Origin of the sequence: Streptomyces sp. 7-21 (assembly GCF_016741785.1) — a bacterium.
Lineage (GTDB): Bacteria > Actinomycetota > Actinomycetes > Streptomycetales > Streptomycetaceae > Streptomyces.
This window is the reverse complement of sequence record NZ_JAERRL010000012.1, coordinates 36098-54659: the sequence shown is the minus strand read 5'-3', so window position 1 is coordinate 54659 and position 18562 is coordinate 36098. Positions and strand designations below refer to the sequence as shown.

15 protein-coding genes, 2 pseudogenes and 1 CRISPR repeat array (1 of these 18 only partly in view) are annotated in these 18562 nt (G+C 72.3%); of the genes and pseudogenes, 5 read left to right on the top strand and 12 right to left on the bottom strand.

What is annotated here, in order from left to right:
* Positions 1-95: 95 nt before the first annotated feature.
* Both JK356_RS22400 and JK356_RS16185 read right to left on the bottom strand, forming a co-directional pair.
* Positions 96-2675, bottom strand: coding sequence for a rhamnogalacturonan lyase (locus JK356_RS22400; protein ID WP_201868744.1), 2580 nt, complete (start codon positions 2673-2675; stop codon positions 96-98).
* Between the two features lie 223 nt (positions 2676-2898).
* Positions 2899-3825: an NADP-dependent oxidoreductase gene (locus JK356_RS16185; protein ID WP_201868742.1), complete on the bottom strand. Its 927-nt coding sequence runs from the start codon at positions 3823-3825 to the stop codon at positions 2899-2901.
* A 90-nt stretch (positions 3826-3915) separates the two neighbouring features.
* Here JK356_RS16185 and JK356_RS16180 point away from each other — a divergent pair, with 90 nt between their 5' ends.
* The gene (locus JK356_RS16180) at positions 3916-4719 is read left to right on the top strand and encodes an SDR family NAD(P)-dependent oxidoreductase (protein WP_201868740.1); all 804 of its coding nucleotides are present in this window, start codon (positions 3916-3918) and stop codon (positions 4717-4719) included.
* A 6-nt stretch (positions 4720-4725) separates the two neighbouring features.
* Here the strand turns inward: JK356_RS16180 and JK356_RS16175 are convergent, their stop codons facing one another.
* Positions 4726-5001, bottom strand: a complete 276-nt coding sequence (locus tag JK356_RS16175) for a hypothetical protein (RefSeq protein ID WP_201868738.1) — start codon at positions 4999-5001, stop codon at positions 4726-4728.
* 319 nt (positions 5002-5320) lie between these two features.
* Between JK356_RS16175 and JK356_RS16170 the strand changes: the two genes are divergently transcribed.
* Positions 5321-5797 (top strand): DUF5708 family protein, encoded by a 477-nt coding sequence (locus tag JK356_RS16170; RefSeq protein ID WP_201868736.1) that lies wholly within the window; start codon positions 5321-5323, stop codon positions 5795-5797.
* 7 nt (positions 5798-5804) lie between these two features.
* Here JK356_RS16170 and JK356_RS16165 read toward each other — a convergent pair whose 3' ends face one another.
* The 6 genes from JK356_RS16165 to JK356_RS16140 all read right to left on the bottom strand — a co-directional run bounded on the left by JK356_RS16165 (position 5805) and on the right by JK356_RS16140 (position 13083).
* Complete coding sequence (locus tag JK356_RS16165) at positions 5805-6794, bottom strand: TIGR03557 family F420-dependent LLM class oxidoreductase (RefSeq protein ID WP_201868734.1); 990 nt, start codon at positions 6792-6794, stop codon at positions 5805-5807.
* A gap of 122 nt (positions 6795-6916) precedes the next feature.
* The gene (locus JK356_RS16160; RefSeq protein ID WP_201868732.1) at positions 6917-8959 is read right to left on the bottom strand and encodes a TIM-barrel domain-containing protein; all 2043 of its coding nucleotides are present in this window, start codon (positions 8957-8959) and stop codon (positions 6917-6919) included.
* Positions 8960-9021: 62 nt separating this feature from the next.
* Positions 9022-9855 carry a carbohydrate ABC transporter permease gene (locus JK356_RS16155; protein WP_201868730.1) on the bottom strand — a complete coding sequence of 278 codons (834 nt, stop codon included), beginning with the start codon at positions 9853-9855 and terminating at the stop codon, positions 9022-9024.
* Between the two features lie 6 nt (positions 9856-9861).
* Positions 9862-10776: a carbohydrate ABC transporter permease gene (locus JK356_RS16150; protein WP_201868729.1), complete on the bottom strand. Its 915-nt coding sequence runs from the start codon at positions 10774-10776 to the stop codon at positions 9862-9864.
* Between the two features lie 20 nt (positions 10777-10796).
* Positions 10797-12047 carry a sugar ABC transporter substrate-binding protein gene (locus JK356_RS16145; protein ID WP_201868728.1) on the bottom strand — a complete coding sequence of 417 codons (1251 nt, stop codon included), beginning with the start codon at positions 12045-12047 and terminating at the stop codon, positions 10797-10799.
* A 64-nt stretch (positions 12048-12111) separates the two neighbouring features.
* Positions 12112-13083, bottom strand: a complete 972-nt coding sequence (locus tag JK356_RS16140) for a LacI family DNA-binding transcriptional regulator (RefSeq protein ID WP_201868727.1) — start codon at positions 13081-13083, stop codon at positions 12112-12114.
* Between the two features lie 555 nt (positions 13084-13638).
* Here JK356_RS16140 and JK356_RS16135 point away from each other — a divergent pair.
* Positions 13639-14207 (top strand): annotated as a pseudogene (locus tag JK356_RS16135) (DinB family protein).
* A gap of 52 nt (positions 14208-14259) precedes the next feature.
* Here the strand turns inward: JK356_RS16135 and JK356_RS16130 are convergent.
* Positions 14260-15273, bottom strand: a complete 1014-nt coding sequence (locus JK356_RS16130) for a glutathione S-transferase family protein (protein WP_201868725.1) — start codon at positions 15271-15273, stop codon at positions 14260-14262.
* 248 nt (positions 15274-15521) lie between these two features.
* Here JK356_RS16130 and JK356_RS16125 point away from each other — a divergent pair, with 248 nt between their 5' ends.
* Together JK356_RS16125 and JK356_RS16120 are read left to right on the top strand one after the other, a co-directional pair.
* Complete coding sequence (locus tag JK356_RS16125) at positions 15522-16160, top strand: ClpP family protease (protein ID WP_201868723.1); 639 nt, start codon at positions 15522-15524, stop codon at positions 16158-16160.
* 1 nt (position 16161) lies between these two features.
* Positions 16162-16764 (top strand): ClpP family protease, encoded by a 603-nt coding sequence (locus JK356_RS16120; RefSeq protein WP_201868721.1) that lies wholly within the window; start codon positions 16162-16164, stop codon positions 16762-16764.
* Positions 16765-16789: 25 nt separating this feature from the next.
* On the opposite strand, the gene JK356_RS16115 is transcribed toward JK356_RS16120, so the two are convergent.
* Together JK356_RS16115 and JK356_RS16110 are read right to left on the bottom strand one after the other, a co-directional pair.
* Positions 16790-17203, bottom strand: coding sequence for a helix-turn-helix domain-containing protein (locus tag JK356_RS16115; protein WP_201868719.1), 414 nt, complete (start codon positions 17201-17203; stop codon positions 16790-16792).
* A gap of 118 nt (positions 17204-17321) precedes the next feature.
* A pseudogene (locus JK356_RS16110) lies at positions 17322-17904 on the bottom strand (DUF4291 domain-containing protein); the annotation flags it as partial.
* A 54-nt stretch (positions 17905-17958) separates the two neighbouring features.
* Positions 17959-18562: direct repeats of the CRISPR family, unit length 28 nt; unit sequence GGACCATCCCCGCGTGCGCGGGGAGCAG (it continues 400 nt past the right edge of the window).

Sequence of the window (18562 nt, the reverse complement as noted above, 5' to 3'; positions counted from 1 at the left end):
CCGCTCAGGCGCCGGGCCGAGCGACACAGCGGCGGCGGCCGGCAGCCGCCGGGCCGCCGGGCCACCGCCGCTGACCGCGCGGTCTGCCGCCGGGATCAGGTCAGCTGCGCGAGCAGCGAGCCGGCCTGGTGTATGAGCGCGGCGCGGGCCTCGCCGGAGACGCGCCCCGGCCACGGGTGGCCGGCGATCGCCGTGAAGCACTCCAGAGCGGACACCGCGCGCGCGGTCCTGCCGTGGTCGAGGTGGTGCTCCGCCAGCGCGGCCACCACCAGCAGGCGGGCCGCCGCCAGGAGGCTCACGTCCCCGCTCCGCACGTACGACCGCACGGCGTCCTCCAGCGCCGGCACGCCGCCCGGCGTGTAGTACGACGGGACCGGGACGTCCGCGAAGTCCATGTCGGAGGCCAGGTAGAAGCTGGGGTGAGCGGGCTGGTTGTACGCCGTCTGCTGCCGCGCCACCTCCACACGGTACTGCGGGTCGTGCATGAGCGTGTAGAGCTTGTGCCCGGTCAGCTCCGTGCTCAGGTAGATCCGCATCGCCGTGCTGTCGGCCGTCGGCAGCAGCAGCTCCTCCCGCCAGTCGCCGAGGATGTCGGCCACCAGTGAGGGGTTGCCCTTCGTCCAGTTGTTGGTGGTCGTGTCCCTGGCGGTCAGCAGGGTGCCCCGGCGCCAGTCCTCGATGGCCGGCGTTTCGTAGGTCTCGGTGGTGGCGCCGGTGAGGTACTGCGTCGTGAGGTCGCCGGCCCAGCGGATCGACTGGTTGGTGCCGGGGGTCTCGGCGCTCAGCTCCTCGCCGGAGGCGCTCCACATGCCGGCTTCGCCGCCCGCGCCGCCCTCGGGCACGCCTGCCCACACCTCGATGCCGGGGACGTCCGGGTCGACGTCACCGATCATGCCGCGGCCGGTGTCCTCGCCGGTGTAGCCGCCCCACAGCACCTCACCGGTCGCCGCGTCGCGCAGGGCGTAGCCGTACGGGGCGTACGCCGCTCCCTCGTGGACGGTGAAGATCTCCAGGCCGGGGCGGCCGGGGTCGATGTCGGTGACGTGCATGGCGTCGCCGTGTCCCAGGCGGGCGCTGGCGCCCGGATCGGCGCTCTGCCCGGGCATCTCGCCGAAGGAGCTGTACAGCAGGCTGCCGTCGTCGTCGAGGGTGGCCGAGCCGTAGACGATCTCCTGGCGGCCGTCGCCGTCCACGTCGGCGGCGCTCAGGGAGTGGAAGCCCTGCGTGGTCAGCGTGCCGTACTCCGGGTCGGTGCCGTCGACGCCGTGCGGCGCGTCGTTGAACGGGTTCGACATCGGCGCGTGCCCGCTGTCCACGTACCACTCCTCGCGCAGCCGGTCGCCGTCCCAGCGGTAGGCGACCAGCGTGGTGCGCGTGTAGTAGCCGCGCGCGAAGACCGCCGAGGGGTGCCGGCCGTCGAGGTAGGCCACCGATGCCAGGAAGCGGTCGACGCGGTTGCCGGGCTCGATGCGGCTCATGGCGTAGTCGCCCCACATCAGCCCGTCGTCGCCGCGGCCCGGCTGGTAGGGCACGGTCTGGAGCTCGCCGCCGGTGGCGCCGTCGAAGACCGTCAGGTACTCGGGGCCGTCAAGGACGAATCCTTCGAAGGACCGCAGGTCGTTGCGCTCGCTGCGGCTGGGGGCGTAGACGTCGATGAAGTAGTCCGCCAGCTGCCCGGCGTCCGCGCGGGAGAGCGGGTAGCTGAACGACAGCTCGTCCTGGGCGCCCAGCGCCTCCTCGACCGTGGCGGGCCAGTTGCCCGCCTGCACCTCGGGGTGCTCGTGCCAGTCCTGGAACATCCCGGCCAGGTGGTCGCGGTAGTCCTCGGCGCTCAGGCGGTAGTCGTCCTGGTGGGAGTACCCGGCGAGGCGGTCGGCACGCGGCATGGTGAGGTACTCCCGCGCGACCGGCTCACCGTCCTCGAAGCGGGTGACGGAGGTGCCGGGGGCTGTCTTCATCATCAGCTCGGCGCGGCCGTCGCCGTCGAAGTCGTAGACGGGGAACTGCGTGTAGTGCGCCCCGGAGCGGATGTTGACGCCGAGGTCGATGCGGTACAGCAGGGTGCCGTCGAGTTCGTAGGCGTCGATGTAGGTGTTGCCGGTGTAGCCGGTCTGGGAGACGTCCTTGGCGTTGGACGGGTACCACTTGACGACGTACTCGTACTGTCCGTCGCCGTCGAGGTCGGCGACGGACATGTCGTTGGCGCCGTAGGTGTACTCCTCGCCGGCCGGGGTGACGCCGCCCTCGGGCTTGGTCAGCGGGATCTCGTAGTAGCCCTGCGACCAGGGCGACACGGGCTCGCTGCGGTCGGTCTCTTCCCCGTCCACGACGGCGGCGACGCGGTACTCGCTGTCCGGGGAGGCGCCCTCGTCCAGGTAGTTGGTGCTGTCGGTGACGGTGGCGACGCGCTCGCCGTCCCGGTAGACGCGGAAGTCGGCCCCGGCCAGGCCGGTGGCGGTGTGGCCGGTGACCTCCGAGGCGAGCAGCCGCCAGCTGAGGAAGACGCCCTCGTCGGTCGCGACGGCGACGAGCCCGCGGTCGAGCCGCTCCAGCTGCACGGGCCCGGCGTCCCGGCCGCCGCCGCTGCCCCGGCGGCCGTCGGCGGACGAGCCCGCCTGGGCACCGCCGACGGCGGTGGCCACCATGATCCCGGCGAGCAGAGTGCTCAGCGCCATGGCCGGCAGGCGTCTGCCGCGGCCCGCTCTGTCCCCCGTTATGTGCCGTTCTGTGTCGACGTGGCCCACGTTCTTTCCTCCGGCTCCCGCGTCGAGGCGCAGTTGTAACGTTTCATTGAGTCGTTTCAATTGAGTCGTTTCAATTCGTCCCGGACGCGGTGACGGTACGGGGGGTCCCTGGGGCCGTCAAGACATCGCGCAGCGGCTCGCGCGCGGCCCGGCCTCAGCCGACGGTGACGGCGATCTTCCCCCGGGTGTGCCCTTCCTCGCTCAACCGGTGTGCTTCAGCGGCCTGTTCGAGCGGAAACACGGCGGCCAGGTGAGGGCGCAGCGCCCCCGCCTCGGCCATGTCGCTCAGCGCACGCAGATCGGCCGGGTCGGGGCGCACGAAGACGTACTGGCCGCCCAGTTCCGTCACCGTGCTGTCCGCGATGGAGGCCGCCCGCCCGCCGGGCGCCAGCACCCCGCGCGTCGCCGCCAGCGCCTCGCCGCCGACCATGTCGAACACGGCCGTCACTCCGTCAGGCACCAGCGCCTGCACCCGGTCCGCCAGCCCTTCGCCGTAGACCACGGGCTCGGCGCCCAGGTCCCGCAGGTAGGCGTGGTTCCGCTCACTGGCCGTGCCGATGACCCGCGCACCGAGGTACCGCGCGATCTGGACGGCGAACGAGCCGACGCCGCCGGCCGCCGCGTGGACGAGCACCCGGTCGCCCTGGCCGACGCGGAGCGCGCGCTTGAGCACCTGGTACGCCGTCAGCCCCGCGAGCGGGAGCGTCGCCGCCTCCTCGAAGCCGAGGTTGCGCGGCTTGGGGCCGAGCGTGCGCACGGGAGCGGCGACCAGCTCCGCGAAGGTGCCGCGCGAGAGCATGTCCTCGCGCACGTAGCCGATCACCTCGTCCCCCTCGGCGAACTCCGGCACGGCCGCCCCCGGCCTGACCACGACGCCCGCCATGTCCCAGCCGGGGATCACCGGGAAGACCGCGTCCACCATCGGCTCCAGGTAGCCGTAACGGCACTTCCAGTCCACCGGATTGACCGAGGCGGCCCGCACCTGGACCAGCACCGCGTCGGGGCCGGTCTTGGGCGCCGGAAGCTCGCCGTACTCCAGGACGTCGGGGCCGCCGTAGTGGCGGTAGAACACAGCCTTCACGGCCGCGCCTCCCTTCGCAAAAGGGTGCAAACACCACTATTCTCCCTGCGCATCACTCCCCTGTCGCGCGCAACCGAAGGGACCAGCACAGTGACACGGACCCGCGCCACCAGCACGTTCGACTTCAGCGGCTCCGTGGTGCTGGTCACCGGCGGCGGGTCCGGCATCGGGCGCGCCACGGCCGAGGCGTTCGGCCGCGCCGGAGCGCAGGTCGCGGTGACCGACGTCGCAGAGACGCACGCCAAGGCGACCGTCGACGCGATCCGGGAGGCCGGCGGGGCAGCGGAACTCTTCCTCGCCGACGTGACCAGCGAGGCCGCCGTCGACCGGCTGGTCGACCGCGTCGTCGCGCACTTCGGGCGCCTGGACATCGCCCACAACAACGCGGGCGCCGGCGGCGGCGTGACACCGCTGGCCGAGGTGAGCACCGAGGAGTGGCGGCGCGTCATCGACACCGACCTGACGTCCGTCTTTCTCTGCCTGAAGGCGGAGATCCCCGCCATGCTGGACAGCGGCGGCGGTGCCATCGTCAACACCGCCTCCGCGCTCGGCCTCATCGGCGCGCCGAGCATGGCCGCGTACACGGCCGCCAAGCACGGCGTCGTCGGCCTGACCCGGGCCGCCGCCCTCGACTACGCGCGGCGCGGCATCCGGGTCAACGCCGTCTGCCCCGGCGTCATCGACACGCCGCTGCTGGCCGGGCTGCCGAAGGGCGCGCGGGACCAGATGGCGCTGGGCGCGCCGCTCGGGCGCCTCGGCCAGCCCGACGAGGCGGCGGCGGCCGTCCTGTGGCTGTGCTCCGGCGCCGCCTCGTACGTCACCGGTCACGCCCTTCCGGTCGACGGCGGCGCGGTCCCCGGCGGCGCCGCGGCACGGTTCGGCGAGCTGGGCTGACGCTGCTTAAGGCGTGTGGTCGTACGGAGAAGAGTTCAGGACGCTGGTCTCCCAGCTGTGGATCAAGAGCAGCAGCGCTGCCGCGACCCGGAGATCGCAGCGCTCGTCCCGTACCTCGAGAAAACTGCGGCGCTGACCGGGGTGATACCGCAGCTTCAGCCGGCCATCCTCGGCAAACCGCATCCGGCGCGGCGGCTCCACACCGACGAAACTGCCAAGCGACACAATGGCCAGCAGGTACTGGACCGGCAGCAGCGGCACCCACACCGCCCACCACAGCATCGCGCCCTTCCACGCGCGCCACGACGCCTCGTGTCCCCGCACCAGCGGGGCCGCCGCAGGTCGGGCAGCGAGCCACGCTGCCGCCGCACCACCGCAAGCACCTCACCGTCCGCGCCGCGCACCTCGTACTCCGGGCACTCCTTCCCTCCCCCGGACGAGTCACCACCCTGGCCCACACTCCGCCACGGTCCCGCTCCCGCCAGAGCATGAACGAACGCACGCCCCGCTTACGTGACTTCAGGTAGTCCTCGACCGTGCCCTGGGCGGCACCTGCCGCTCCGGCCACCCCAGCGCACGTGCCGACGAGTGATCCTGCTTCTTGCCCTTCGCCTCCACCCCCGAGGCCAGTATCCCCGTCGCAAGAGGCGACGGCGACTCATCGGACATCGTCTCCGTCCACACGGCCGTCGCCATGCGGCAAACCTTCATCCGCCGCCAGGCCGTGGAGGTACTGGAGGCGGACCGGCACAGCGAGGGGAGTCTCCATCGAAGGGTGCAGGCCGGATCGTCCGCGCGGAGGGCGCGGCGGCGGGAGGACGTTTCTACGCTGAGTGAGAAGAGGGGCCGGGCGCCACAAGCTATCCGAGAGGGACGCGCGATGAGTCGTGGCAGGAAGTACCTGGCCGAAGGGGTGGGGGCGTTTGTTCTGGGCCTCGGTCTCCTGGTCTTCGGCGGTGATATCGAGACGCCGGTATTGTCGCTGAGCAAGACGGGCATAGCCCTTATGGTCGCCGGCGGCATTGAGGCGCTGGCCGGCCTCTATCACACCGCCCGCCAGTCACCGGGACGGAGTTAGCCCGCGTTTATCCGGCCGCGGCCACGGCATTCGCGGGGGCGCCGAGGCGGCGGAGCGGCTCGTTGAGTTCGCTCGCGAAGAAGTCGAGGAAGCCGTCGGGGTCCGGGCCGGCATTCTGCATGACCAGGTGGTCAAAGCCGGCGTCCACGAAGCGGCGGGCGACCTGGAGGTAGCGCTCGGGGTCGCTGCCGCAGGCGAAGGTGCTCAGGATGTCCTCTTCCCGCACGGTGGCGGAGGCCGCGGCGAAGTTCGCCGGGTTGGGCAGCTCGCTCATGACCTTCCAGCCGGACAGCGCCCAGCGCGTCGTCTCCCAGGCGGCACGGGCGGCGGTGCGCTCGTCGGGTGCCCAGGCGACCGGCACCTCGGCGTAGCGCGGGCCCTGGCCGCCGGCGCGGTGGTAGTGGTCGACGATGCTGGGCTTGGCCTCGGTGGCGAACAGGCCGTCGCCCAGCTCGGCGGCGATCCGCGCCGAGTCCCGGCCGCTGGCGGCCACGGCGATCAGCGGCGGCTTCGACGGCAGGTCGAAGATCCGGGCGTCCTCCAGGCGCAGGTGCTTGCCCTCGTAGGAGCGGTAGCCGCCCATGAAGAGCAGCCGGATGATGTCCAGCGCCTCGCGCAGCATCTCGTGCCGGACGCTCACGGGCGGGAAGCCGCGCCCGATGACGTGCTCGTTGAGCCGCTCCCCCGCGCCGATGCCCAGGACGAAACGGTCGTGCGAGACGAGAGCGAGCGTGGCCGCCGCCTGGGCGATGATCGCCGGGTGGTAGCGGACCGTCGGACAGGTCACCCCGGTGGCCAGCTCGATGCGCTCGGTCCGGGCCGCGATCGTGCCGAGGACGGTCCAGACGAACGGCGAGTGGCCCTGGTTGTCGAGCCAGGGGTGGTAGTGGTCGCTCATCTCGACGAAGTCGAACCCGGCAGCCTCCGCCCGCACGGCCTGCCGTACCAGCTCGTCCGGCCCGAAGCCCTCAGCAGACAGCTTGTATCCGATCCGCACAGCGCACCTCCGTGATGTCTGACGGTCACATTGACACATAAACCAGACATCCGCGCGCGGAACGTGCCGAACGGGTGAGGAGCGCCGCGCGGGCGGGCGGCTCCCTCACCCGTGCGGGGGGCTCAGTCCTCCCGGATGGGCAGCCGGGCGCCGTCGCGCAGCAGCAGCGGCAGCCGGTCCAGCGGCGCGTCCAGGCGCACCGTGCGGCCGCCCTCGTGCACCTCGCCGCTCCAGGCACACGTCCACGAGGCGCCGGCCGGCAGGTAGACGTCGCGCGCCGTGGCGCCCGCCTCGGTGACCGGCGCGACCAGCAGGTCCGGCCCCAGCAGGAACTGGTCGGCGACCTCCCATGCCCGCGCGTCACCGGGGAAATGAAGGAACAGCGGCCGCATCACGGGCAGTCCCTCGCGCGAGGCGGTGTCCATCTGCGCGGCGACATAGGGCCGGATCCGTTCCCGCAGCCGCAGGTAGCGCACCATGATCCGGTACGCCTCCTCGCCGTAGGACCAGACCTCGTTGGGCCCGCCGGTCATCCGCCCGCCCAGCGGCAGCCACGGCAGCCGGAAGCCGTGCAGCCGGAAGATCGGGCAGAACGCGCCGAACTGGAACCACCGGATCACGATCTCGCGGTACGCCGGGTCGTCCGGATCCCCGCCGTGGAAGCCGCCGATGTCCGTGGTCCACCACGGGATGCCGGACAGGCCGATCGACAGCCCGGCCGCGATCTGGGCGCGCAGCGTGGCGAAGTCGGTGCCGATGTCGCCGGACCACACGGCCGTGCCGTACCGCTGGCTGCCCGCCCAGGCCGAGCGGCTGAACGACATGCCGTCGGTGTTGCCCGAGGCGGCCATGCCCTCGTAGAACGTGCGCGCCACCTCGCGCGGGTAGAGGTTGGCGACCTCCTGGCCGTGGCCGGCGTGGAAACGGAGGTTGGCGGGGTAAGCGGGCTTCATCTCCGGCTCGCAGGCGTCCAGCCACCACAGGTTGATGCCCAGAGACTGGTAGTTGTCCCGCGCCTTGCCCCAGAAGAAGTCGCGCGCCTCGGGGTTGGTGGGGTCGAAGAACGCCACGCTGATCCGGTGGTCCGAGCCCTTGTCGACCCACGTGGCGTGCGCCGCCGTGCCGTACTCGTTGGCGACGAACAGGCCGCGCCGCTCCATCTCCGCGTAGTTCTCGCTCGACTGGTTCACGGACGGCCAGACGGACACCATCAGCTTGACGCCCATCTCCTCCAGCTCCCGGACCATCGCCGCCGGATCGGGCCACTCCTCCGGGTCGAAGCGCAGGTCGCCCAGGCGCGTCCAGTGGAAGAAGTCGGCGACGATGACGGACAGCGGCAGCCCGCGCCGCTTGTGCTCGCGCGCGACCTCAAGCAGCTCCTCCTGGGTGCGGTACCGCAGCTTGCACTGCCAGAAGCCGGTGGCCCAGGAGGGAAACGCGGGCGCGTGGCCCGTCGCGTCGGCGTAGGCGCGCAGCAGCGCGGCCGGGTCATCGCCCGCCGTGATCCAGTAGTCGATCTGCCGGGCGGCGTCGGCGACCCACCGCGTGCCGTTGTCGGCGAGTTCGACGCGCCCGACCGCCGGGCTGTTCCACAGGAAGCCGTAGCCGCGGCTGGACAGCAGGAACGGGATGGAGACCTCGGTGTTGCGCTGCACCAGGTCCACGACGGTGTGCTTCCGGTCCAGCCGGCCCTCCTGGTGCTGCCCGAGCCCGTACAGCCGCTCGCCGTCGTAGGCGGCGAAGTGCTGCTCCAGCCGCTGGTAGCCGTGGCCGACGGGGGTGTGCACGCGGCTGCCCGGCCACCAGAAGTGGGCCTTGCGCTCGGCCAGCAGCTCGCGGCCGTCCTCGGTGCGCAGGAACCGCACCTGGCCCTCGGGCGTGACCTCGGCGGTGAGGCGGCCGTTGACGAGCGTTGCGGGCGGCAGCGGATCGGTGGGCGAGCCCAGGCCGTTGCGGAAGACCCGCAGCCCGGTCAGGTCGGGGATGGTGACGCGCGCGCCGCCCGGGTCGGGGCGGTCGAGCAGGGCGCCGGGTATGTCGTCGCGGACCTCGCCGAGGATGGCGCGGACCCGGACCGCGTCGGGGCCCCAGGGCTCGATGCGCAGCGTCTCGTGCCCGCCGCGCCATTCGAGGCCGCCGTCGTGCTCCCGGAACATGCTGGCCATGTGGTGTGGCTCCTGTGTGGGGTGGGGGTGGTGCGTGCGAAGTGCCCTGCGCGGGAGGGGAGTCAGTCCTTCACCGAGCCCCCCGTCATGCCGACGGCGATGTACCGCTGCGCGATCACCAGCAGCACGGCGGCGGGTACGGACGCCAGGACCGCCGAGGCCATCAGGGCGTTCCAGTCGGTGGTGTTGGCGCCGACGAAGCGGTAGATGCCGACGGTCACCGGCGTGACGGCCTCGCGCGAGGTGAGGGTGATCGCGAAGAGGAAGTCGGCCCAGGAGAACAGGAACGCGAACAGGCCGGCGGTGATGACGCCGTTGCGGCTCATCGGCAGCACGATCCGCAGGAACGTCCGCCACTGCCCGGCGCCGTCCAGCGCCGCCGCCTCCGTGACCTCGGCGGGCACGTCACGCAGCTGGGCGCGCAGCAGCACGGCGGCGAACGGCACCGACAGCGTGGACTGGGCGAACATCAGGCCGATCGTGTTGTTCAGCAGCCCCAGTTCGCTGTAGATCGTGAACAGGGAGTTGGCCTTCACGATGCCCGGCAGCATCTGCACGACCAGCAGCACCAACAGCAGCAGCGCCGCGTGCCGCAGCCGGAACCGGGCGAGCGCCCAGGCCAGCGGGGCGGCGATGGCCAGCGTGATCACGACGTTGCCGCAGGCGACGAAGAGCGAGATCAGCAGGTGCCTGCCCTGGGTATCGAACGCCGACCGGTATCCGTCCAGCGTCGGGTCCGCCGGGAACCACTTCGGCGGGATGGACAGCAGCTCGTGGCTGGGCTGGAGCGAGGCGTTGACCATCCAGTACAGCGGGAAGAGGAAGACGGCGACGAGGGCGACGGCCACCGCCGTCGTGGCCCAGCGGCGCACGGTGGCGCGGTGTGCGGTGGTCATCTCCGGCTACCTCCCGGTCTGTTCCTTGCGGACCGCTCGCAGGTAGACGAGCGCGAAGATCATGGCGATGACGATGAGGACGTTGCCGACGGCCGCGCCCTGCCCGAAGTGCAATTCGGTGAAGGACAGCTGGTACGACCAGGTGGACAGCAGCTGGGTGGCGTCGGCGGGCCCGGCCTGGGTGAGCACCATGACGATGTCGAACGCCTTGATCGTGTAGATCAGGCCGAGCATCAGCACCACCGAGGTGACCGGGCGCAGCAGCGGCCAGGTGACGTACCGGAACTTCTGCCACGCGCCGGCGCCGTCCAGCGAGGCCGCCTCGTACAGCTGCGGCGATATGCCGGTCAGGCCGCCGTAGAGGATGACCATGTTGAACGGGATGCCGATCCACACGTTGGTGATCACGACCGCCGCCATGGCGTGGTCGGTGGAGACCAGCCACGGCACCGGGTCGTCGATCAGGTGCAGGTTCATCAGCACGTGGTTGACCACGCCGTAGTCCTTGTCCAGCAGCCAGCGGAAGACCGTGCCGGAGACCAGCAGCGGCAGCAGCCACGGCAGCAGGAGCAGCGCCCGCAGCAGCCCGGAGAGCGGGAAGTGGCGGCGGAAGAACAGCGCCAGTGCCAGGCCGATGGAGAACTGGAAGAACAGCGAGGCCGCCGTGAAGACGGCGGTGTTCCACAGCGTGGTGGAAAACAGCTCGTCGCCGAGGATGGCCGCGTAGTTGTCCAGGCCGCTGAACGGGGCGCCGCCGCCGTAGAACGACGTGAGCGTGTAGTCCTGGAAGGACATCACGACGTTCGCCGCGATCGGGTAGCCGAAGAACAGCGCCAGGTACAGCAGCGCCGGCACGTAGAAGCTCAGGCGGACCAGCCGGGTGCGGCGCTCCGCGGCCGCGGCCGCGCTGGGGGTGCTCATGGTGTCGGTCCCTCGCATTCCTACTCGTCCCCCGACTCGGCCTCGCGCTGCGCGGCGGCGAGCGCCTCGGCGGGCGACGCGCCGCCGGTGGCGACCTGGTGCATGGCTGTGGAGAGGGCCTGGGCGACCGCGGGGTAGGCGGTGCCGAGTTCGACGGTGCGGGAACGGGCGGTGGGCGCGCTCTCGACGAACGGCGCCAGGTCCGGCTGGTCCGCGAGCAGCCGCTCGGCGACGTCGGGGTGGCTCGGCACGTCGGCACGCAGCCGCGACCAGGTGTACATGTTGTCCGGCTCCAGCACGCAGTTGAGCAGCTGCACCGCCTTGTCCTGCTTGTCGCCGCGCGGCACGGCCCACGCCTCGCCGCCCATCGGCGTCGCGGGCTCGCCGCCCTCCCGGAGGGTGGGCAGCGGGACGACGCCGTAGTCCAGGTCCTCGTAGGCGTCGAGCGCGGCGAGCTGCCAGGAGCCGTTGATCATCATGGCGGCGTGGCCGCCGGCGAACTGCTCGGCGACGTCCGACTGCGACCAGTTGAGCGCGGAGGCGGACACCGAGCCGTCGTCGAAGAGGGAGCCCCAGAACGACAGGGCGGTCACGGCCTCCGGCGAGTCCAGGTCGGTCAGTTCAGCGCCCGCACCCCACAGGAACGGCTCGAACTGCCAGGTGCCCTCCTCAGTGCCGATCGCCGACAGCGCCAGCCCGTAGCGGTGCCCCTCGGTGAGCGCGGCGGCGGTGCGGCGCAGCTCCTCCCAGGTGGTAGGCGGTTCGAGGCCGGCCTCGGCGAAGACCTCGCGGTCGTAGAAGAGCGCCAGGCCGTTGACGCCGGGCGCGACGCCGTACAGCTCGCCGTCGTAGCGGCCGGTGTCGAGCACGCTGTCGTAGAACCCCTCGGTGTCCACCTCGTCGTCCAGCGGCAGCAGCGCGCCGGTGGAGGCGAGCTTCGGCAGGTCGGGGTTGTCGCTGAGCACCAGGTCGGGGAGGGTGCCGGCGGCGCCGTCGCGCAGCAGCTTCGGGACGAGCTGGGAGCGGGGCATGACCTCCCGCACGACGTCGACGCCGATGCGGGCGCCGCACTCGTCGAGTATCTCGGTGAGGGCCGTGTTACCGGGCTCCGCGGTGTAGTAGTCCGCGACGGTCAGGGTGTGGGGGCCGGTCCGGGCGGTGATCAGCGAGCAGCCGCCGAGGGCGGCGGCCAGCGTCAGCGCCGTCGCGGCGGCGGTGACGGCGCGGCCCGGGCGGCGCGCCGGGCGCGGATGGGGGCGAGCGTGCGGCATGGGCGTTCCTAGGGCATGGCGGCGACGGTGGCGCCGGCCGTGGCGGGAAGCGTTTTCCGGGAAATCAGGCGGCGGGTGCGGTGGAGGCCCGCACCGTGAGCCGGGGTTCGAGCAGGACGGCGGGGCCGCCGGGCGGCTCCTCGTCGGACATGAGCAGGTCAACGGCCCGGGCGGTCATCTCGGCCGCGGGCACGGACACGGAGGTCAGTAAAGGGCTGCCCGCCGTGGCCACGGCGTCGGAGCCGATCGTGACCAGCGACAGGTCCTCGGGGATGGCGCGCCCGTAGCCGCGCAGCAGCGGCGCCAGGTGCGGGGTGGCGGCCTCGTTCTGCACGATCAGCGCGGTGGCCCCGGGCCGCTCCTGGAGCACGCGGGTGAGGGTGGCGGCGGTGGCGTCCCAGTCGCCCTCGCAGGGGCGGTGGGTCAGCCGCACGCCGCGTTCCCCGGCCCGCTCGGCCGCTCCGGCGGCGGTGCGCTCGGCGAACCCGGCGCGGCGCCGGTAGGCGGCCAGGGGCGCGCCGAGCAGGATCACGTCGCGGTGGCCGAGGTCGGCGAGGTGGTCGACACACAGCCGCCCGGCGGCGCGGAAGTCCAGGTCGACGCAGCGCAACCCGGCCGGGTCGCGCGGCAGGCCGAGCAGCACGGTGGGCACCGGCAGGCCCCGCACGACGTCGAGGCGGGGGTCGAGGACACCGACGTCCATCAGGATCAGGCCGTCGAGGAGCGCGGCGTCCATGATGCCGTGCTCGTCCTCGTCGGTCAGCAGCAGCACGTTCCGGTCATGGCGGCGGGCGGCCACGCTCGCCGAGAGCATGAACTCCGCCAGCAGCGGCCGGTGGGTGCCGTCCTCGACGCGGACGGCGAGCCCGATGGCGCGGGAGCGGGCCGAGGCGGGCGGGCGGTAGCCGAGGGCGGCCACCGCGTCCAGGACGCGGCGCCGCGTCGGCGCGGAGATCGAGCGCTTGCCGCTGATCACGTACGAGACGGTGCTGACCGCGACCCCGGCGTGCCGGGCCACGTCGGTGATGGTGGCCATGCCTGCCTCCTTCGCGGTCATCGAAACTTTCGACGCGAACCTCCTGGTCGCGGCGAAGCCAGCGGCGACGGAGACACTAAGACGGCCCCAGCACGGACGTCTAGGGCGAGAGGTTTCTTTCGACAGATTTCGATCGCCGGGGTTGTTCCGGCCGTACCCAGCGGGCTGCCGCGTGGCGGCCGCACCCCCGTAGGGTGGGCAACGACCGCGTCTAGGGGAGGGGTTCACATGACGCAGCCTCCGCAGGGGGGTTTACCGCGCCCGTTAGGTCTCCCGTCGCAGCAGCCGTCCGCGCCGGGCCCGTACCAGCCCTACCAGCCGTATCCGCCGGCGTACGGTTCCCCGCCGCCGCCCGGCATGCCTCCTTCTGCCCCGCCGCCCGCTGGCCGGCCGCGCCGGCCCTGGTGGGTGGCCGCCGCGGTCGCCGCCGTGCTCCTCGCCGGAGGCGGCACGGCGTGGCTGCTCGCCAGCGGCGGCACCGAAGAAACGTTCCACTGGTACGCGGAGTTTCCCGACGAGTGAGCCAGCCGGGCCCGGCGGCGCACCATGGACGGCATGAGCCGCATCAGCAGCGCGGCGCGCCGCCACAGACGCGCCGCGGCCTTCGTGCCCCCCGACCGCGACCCGCGCCCCGCCACCCGCACCACCGGCGACGAGCGCGCCATGCTGCACGACTTCCTGCGCGTCCAGCGCGCCACCCTGGAACTGAAGTGCTCCGACCTGACGACGGACCTCGCCCGCCGCTCCGTCGAACCGTCCACCCTGTCCCTGCTCGGCCTCGTCCGCCACCTCGCCGACGAGGAGCGGCGCTGGTTCCGGCGGGCCCTCGCGGGCGAGGCCGCGCCGCCCCGCTTCACCACCCCCGCCGACCCCGACGGCGACTTCGACGGGGCGGTGCCGCACCCGTCCGTCATCGCGGCGGCCTGGCACGCCTGGGCGCTGAGACGGCCTTCAGCGACCGCTTCCTCGCCCGCGCGCCGCACCTCGGCATCACCGGCCACGACGCCGGGCGCGGCACCGTCTCGCTGCGCTGGGTGCTGCTGCACCTGATCGAGGAGTACGCCCGCCACAACGGGCACGCCGACCTGCTGCGCGAACGGATCGACGGCGCCATCGGCCTGTGAACCGCCCCGGCCGACGGCGCCGCCGCGCACGCCCGCGCGCCGGACGCCGGGATCACCCCGCCGCCGCGATCTCCTCGTCCGCCGGCGGCGGGGGCGGCGGCGTGCCGTCGCCGAACGGCCGCCCGCCCAGCTCCTCGCGGTGGTGCGGCGTCCGCCAGCCCGACAGGTCCGGCCCCGCCGGCACGATGCCCGTCGGATTGATCCCCGTGTGCACCTCGTAGTAGTGCCGCTTGATGTGGTCGAAGTTCACCGTGTCGCCGAACCCCGGCGTCTGGTACAGGTCCCGGGCGTACGCCCACAGCACCGGGTCCTCGGTGAGCTTGTTGCGGTTGCACTTGAAGTGGCCGTGGTAGACCGCGTCGAACCGCACCAGCGTCGTGAACAGGCGGATGTCCGCCTCCGTGATGGTGTCGCCCACCAGGTAACGCTGCCGGGCCAGGCGCTCGGAGAGCCAGTCCAGACGCCGGAAGACATCGGCGTACGCCTTCTCGTACTCGTCCTGCTCGGTGGCGAAACCCGCCCGGTACACGCCGTTGTTGACGTCCCGGAAGACCGCGTCCATGACCTCGTCGATCTCGTCACGCAGCGGCTCCGGGTACAGGTCAGGCGCCCCCGGCCGGTGCAGCGCCGTCCACTCGGTCGCGAAGTCCAGCGTGATCTGCAGGTAGTCGTTGGTGGCCAGCTTCCCGCTCGGCACGTCCACGATCGCGGGCACGCTCACCCCACCCGGGTAGCCCGTCTCCCGCTTGTCGTACGCCTCGCTCAGGTACCGGATGCCGAGCACCGGGTCGCGGCCGTCCGGATCCAGCGTGAACCGCCAGCTGCGGTCGTCCTGGATCGGGTCCACCACCGCCAGCGAAATCGCCTTCTCAAGTCCCAGCAGCCGCCGGGAAATCAGCGCCCGGCTCGCCCACGGGCACGCCAGGCTCACCACCAGCCGGTACCGCCCGGGCTCCACCGGCCAGCCGTCCCGCCCGTCGGCCGTGATCCGGTCCCGGAAGTGCGCCGGGGACCGCCGGAACTTCTTCCTGCCGTACTCGGTGTTGCCGTCGCCCGACCGCCTCATCCGTCCGTCCCATCCGTTGTCCGTTCAACCATTTCCTCCAGCCTAGGAGGAGCCAGGCGCACACGCACCGTTATCGCACCCGTACAGTCCCCCCTTCCCTGCACGGCCCGCTCTGCCAGCGGCGAATCCGCTGCGGGCCGATCCGTGCCCGCCACCCGCCCTTCCCCGTCAAGACTCGGGACACCGGCACCGGGACGACGGCCCGGGACAGGAAACCGGCACGGCTCCGGAAGGAAGGCAACGCACCCATGACAGCCACCGGCTCACCGCCACGGGCCGCCAGCGGCGGCACACCGCCCTCACGGTTTGACGACCACCTGGCGGCCGAACTCCTCAAACAGCGCATCATCTTCCTCGGCTCAGAGGTCGACGACACCGTCGCCAACCGCATCTGCTCCCAGATGCTGCTGCTGTCCGCCGAGGACCCGCGCAGCGACATCAGCCTCTACATCAACAGCCCTGGCGGCTCCGTCCGCGACGGCCTCGCCATCTACGACACGATGCGGCTGATCCCCAACGACGTCGCCACGCTCGCCATCGGACTGGCGGCCAGCATGGGCCAGTTCCTGCTGACCGTCGGCACCGCCGGCAAGCGGCACGCCCTGCCGAACGCGCGGATCATGATGCACCAGCTCACCGCCGGCATCGGCGGCACCACCGCCGACGTCGAAATCCAGGTCCAGGATCTGGAGTTCACGCAGCGCTCACTGGAACGCATCCTCGCCGAACACACCGGCCAGACGCCCGAGACCATCGCCCGCGACAGCGACCGCGACCGCTGGTTCACCCCGCAGCAGGCGAAGGAGTACGGCATGATCGACCACGTGCTGACGTCCCTGGAGGACGTCCGCCCCGGCGGCGCCGCACGGCGCAGGACGGGGTTCTGACATGGGCCAGTACACGATCCCCACCGTCGTCGAGCGCACCCCGCAGGGCGAGCGCGCGTACGACATCTACAGCAGGCTGCTCTCCGAACGGGTCATCTTCCTCGGCACGGAGATCGACGACGGCGTCGCCAACGTCGTCATCGCCCAGCTCATCCACCTGGAAGCGGCCAGCCCGGAACGGGAGATCTCCATCTACATCAACTCCCCCGGCGGCTCGTACACAGCGCTGATGGCCATCTACGACACCATGTCGTACGTCACCGCGCCGATCTCGACCATCTGCGTAGGCCAGGCGGCCTCCACCGCCGCCGTGCTGCTCGCCGGCGGCGATCCGGGGCGGCGCGTCGTGCTGGAGCACGCCCGGGTGCTGCTGGGGCAGCCCGCCAGCGGCCTCCAGCGCGGCACCTTCGCGGACCTCAGCCTCCAGGCCAAGGAGCTGATCCGGATCCGGTCACAGGTCGAGGACGTCCTCTCCCGGCACACCGGGCACGACGTGGCCACGCTCCGGGCGGACATGGACCGCGACAAGGTCTTCACGGCCGAGGAGGCCGTGGCGTACGGCATCGCGGACCACGTGCTGACGCGGCGGGCCGTGCCCGCCTGACACCAGCGCGGCGGGACCGGCGGCCTCAGGCGGCGAGCCGCACCATCGCCGTCGGCGGCACCGGTCCCCGTCCCGCGGCTCCCGGCCGGGCGGCGGCCGCGCGGCCGAGGGCGGAGACGGCGCGGGCCGGGCGCCGCCGGTACAGCTCGCGCTGGGCGCGGTCCAGCAGGTCCGACAGCCCGAGGCCGAGCGCACGGGCGGCCGCCGCCAGCACCTCCGACGAGGGCTCCTTGCGGCCGCGTTCGATCTCGGAGAGGTAAGCCATGGAGATACGCGCCTCCTCGGCGACCTCCTTCAAGGTGCGCTCCTGCCCGAGCCGCTCGCGGCGCAGGACATCACCGACCAGCTGCCGCCACAGCGGCTCCCTGACCGCCTCGCCGGCCGGGGGGACCGGACGCAGCGGCACGACACGGGCTTCGTTCGACGCGTTGCTGCTCACCCCCTCAGCCTAGGAAGGGGCAGGCGTCCTGAGCCCTTTCCGGCGGTCTGCCCTCCGCGAAACAGCCCGGCTGCTGCTCGCCGCCCGCCTGCCTGCGCCCCCCGGGGATTACAGGGGGACGCACGTACGCCAGCTTCTCGTCGGGCACGGGGTACGGGGTCTCGGGCGGCAGCAGGTGCCGGGCACGGTCCAGGTCGCCGTCACGGACGTGGCCGTGGACCGCGTGGGCCAGCGGCGTGACGTCGGTGACCGACACGATCCACTCGTCGGCGTAGCGCCGCGCGGCCTCACCGCCCAGGCCCAGCTGGAGCGACCGGTGGGGCAACGGCCGCAGGTGCAGGTTCCGGATCCCACTGGACCCGTGCGGGCGCGCGCCTCAGCTCGCGTTTCCACGCGTCGCGGCTGGTGTGGAGCGTGGGTTCGTAGTGCGACAGGCAGGCGTGCGCCAGCGCCCACTCGAAACCGTCCCGGGTGATCTCGACAGCGAGCACGGTCTCCTGGCGCGCCTTCGTCGCCCAGCCGCAGCGGTACATCATCCACAGGAACGACGGCTTGATCCACGTCATCCGGTCCCGCTTCCACGCCGGAGGAAACCGCCCCTCCCGGGCCGCCGGAACACCGATCTCCGGGGCGTACGCCTGGTACACGGTGACCGTCGACTCCGTATACCGCGCCCTGATCTGGTACTTCGGTACTGTCACGCCACTAGCCTGGTCACCGTGCTGGCTCTGGTGCCACCGATTTCCGCGAGGAAGAACCACCCTCCGCGGTCGCGGGGAGCAGAAGCCCTAGGGCGGGGTGACTCGGGGGCAGCGCGGACCATCCCCGCGTGCGCGGGGAGCAGCATCGGCCCGCTCACCCAGCGGGAGGCGCGGCAGGACCATCCCCGCGTGCGCGGGGAGCAGGACAGCAGGGCTGTACGCCCGCCTGAGCGGCGAGGACCATCCCCGCGTGCGCGGGGAGCAGTGGTGACCGCGCAGGCTGTCGGCGAGTGTGAAAGGACCATCCCCGCGTGCGCGGGGAGCAGACCGCGATAGGGGCGGTGGCTGGGTTGAGGGCAGGACCATCCCCGCGTGCGCGGGGAGCAGTGGCGTCCATTCTCCAGGATGCGCTGACGCCGGGGACCATCCCCGCGTGCGCGGGGAGCAGATCAGTGTGCGCCTGGCGTCGGCAGGGTCGCCCGGACCATCCCCGCGTGCGCGGGGAGCAGCCACGAGTGCGAGATCCACACCCGGTACCTCGGGGACCATCCCCGCGTGCGCGGGGAGCAGGTAGGCAGCGGAGTCCATGGTCATCTCGTTCACGGACCATCCCCGCGTGCGCGGGGAGCAGGTCGGCGCAGCCGCCGGTGCGGCGGAT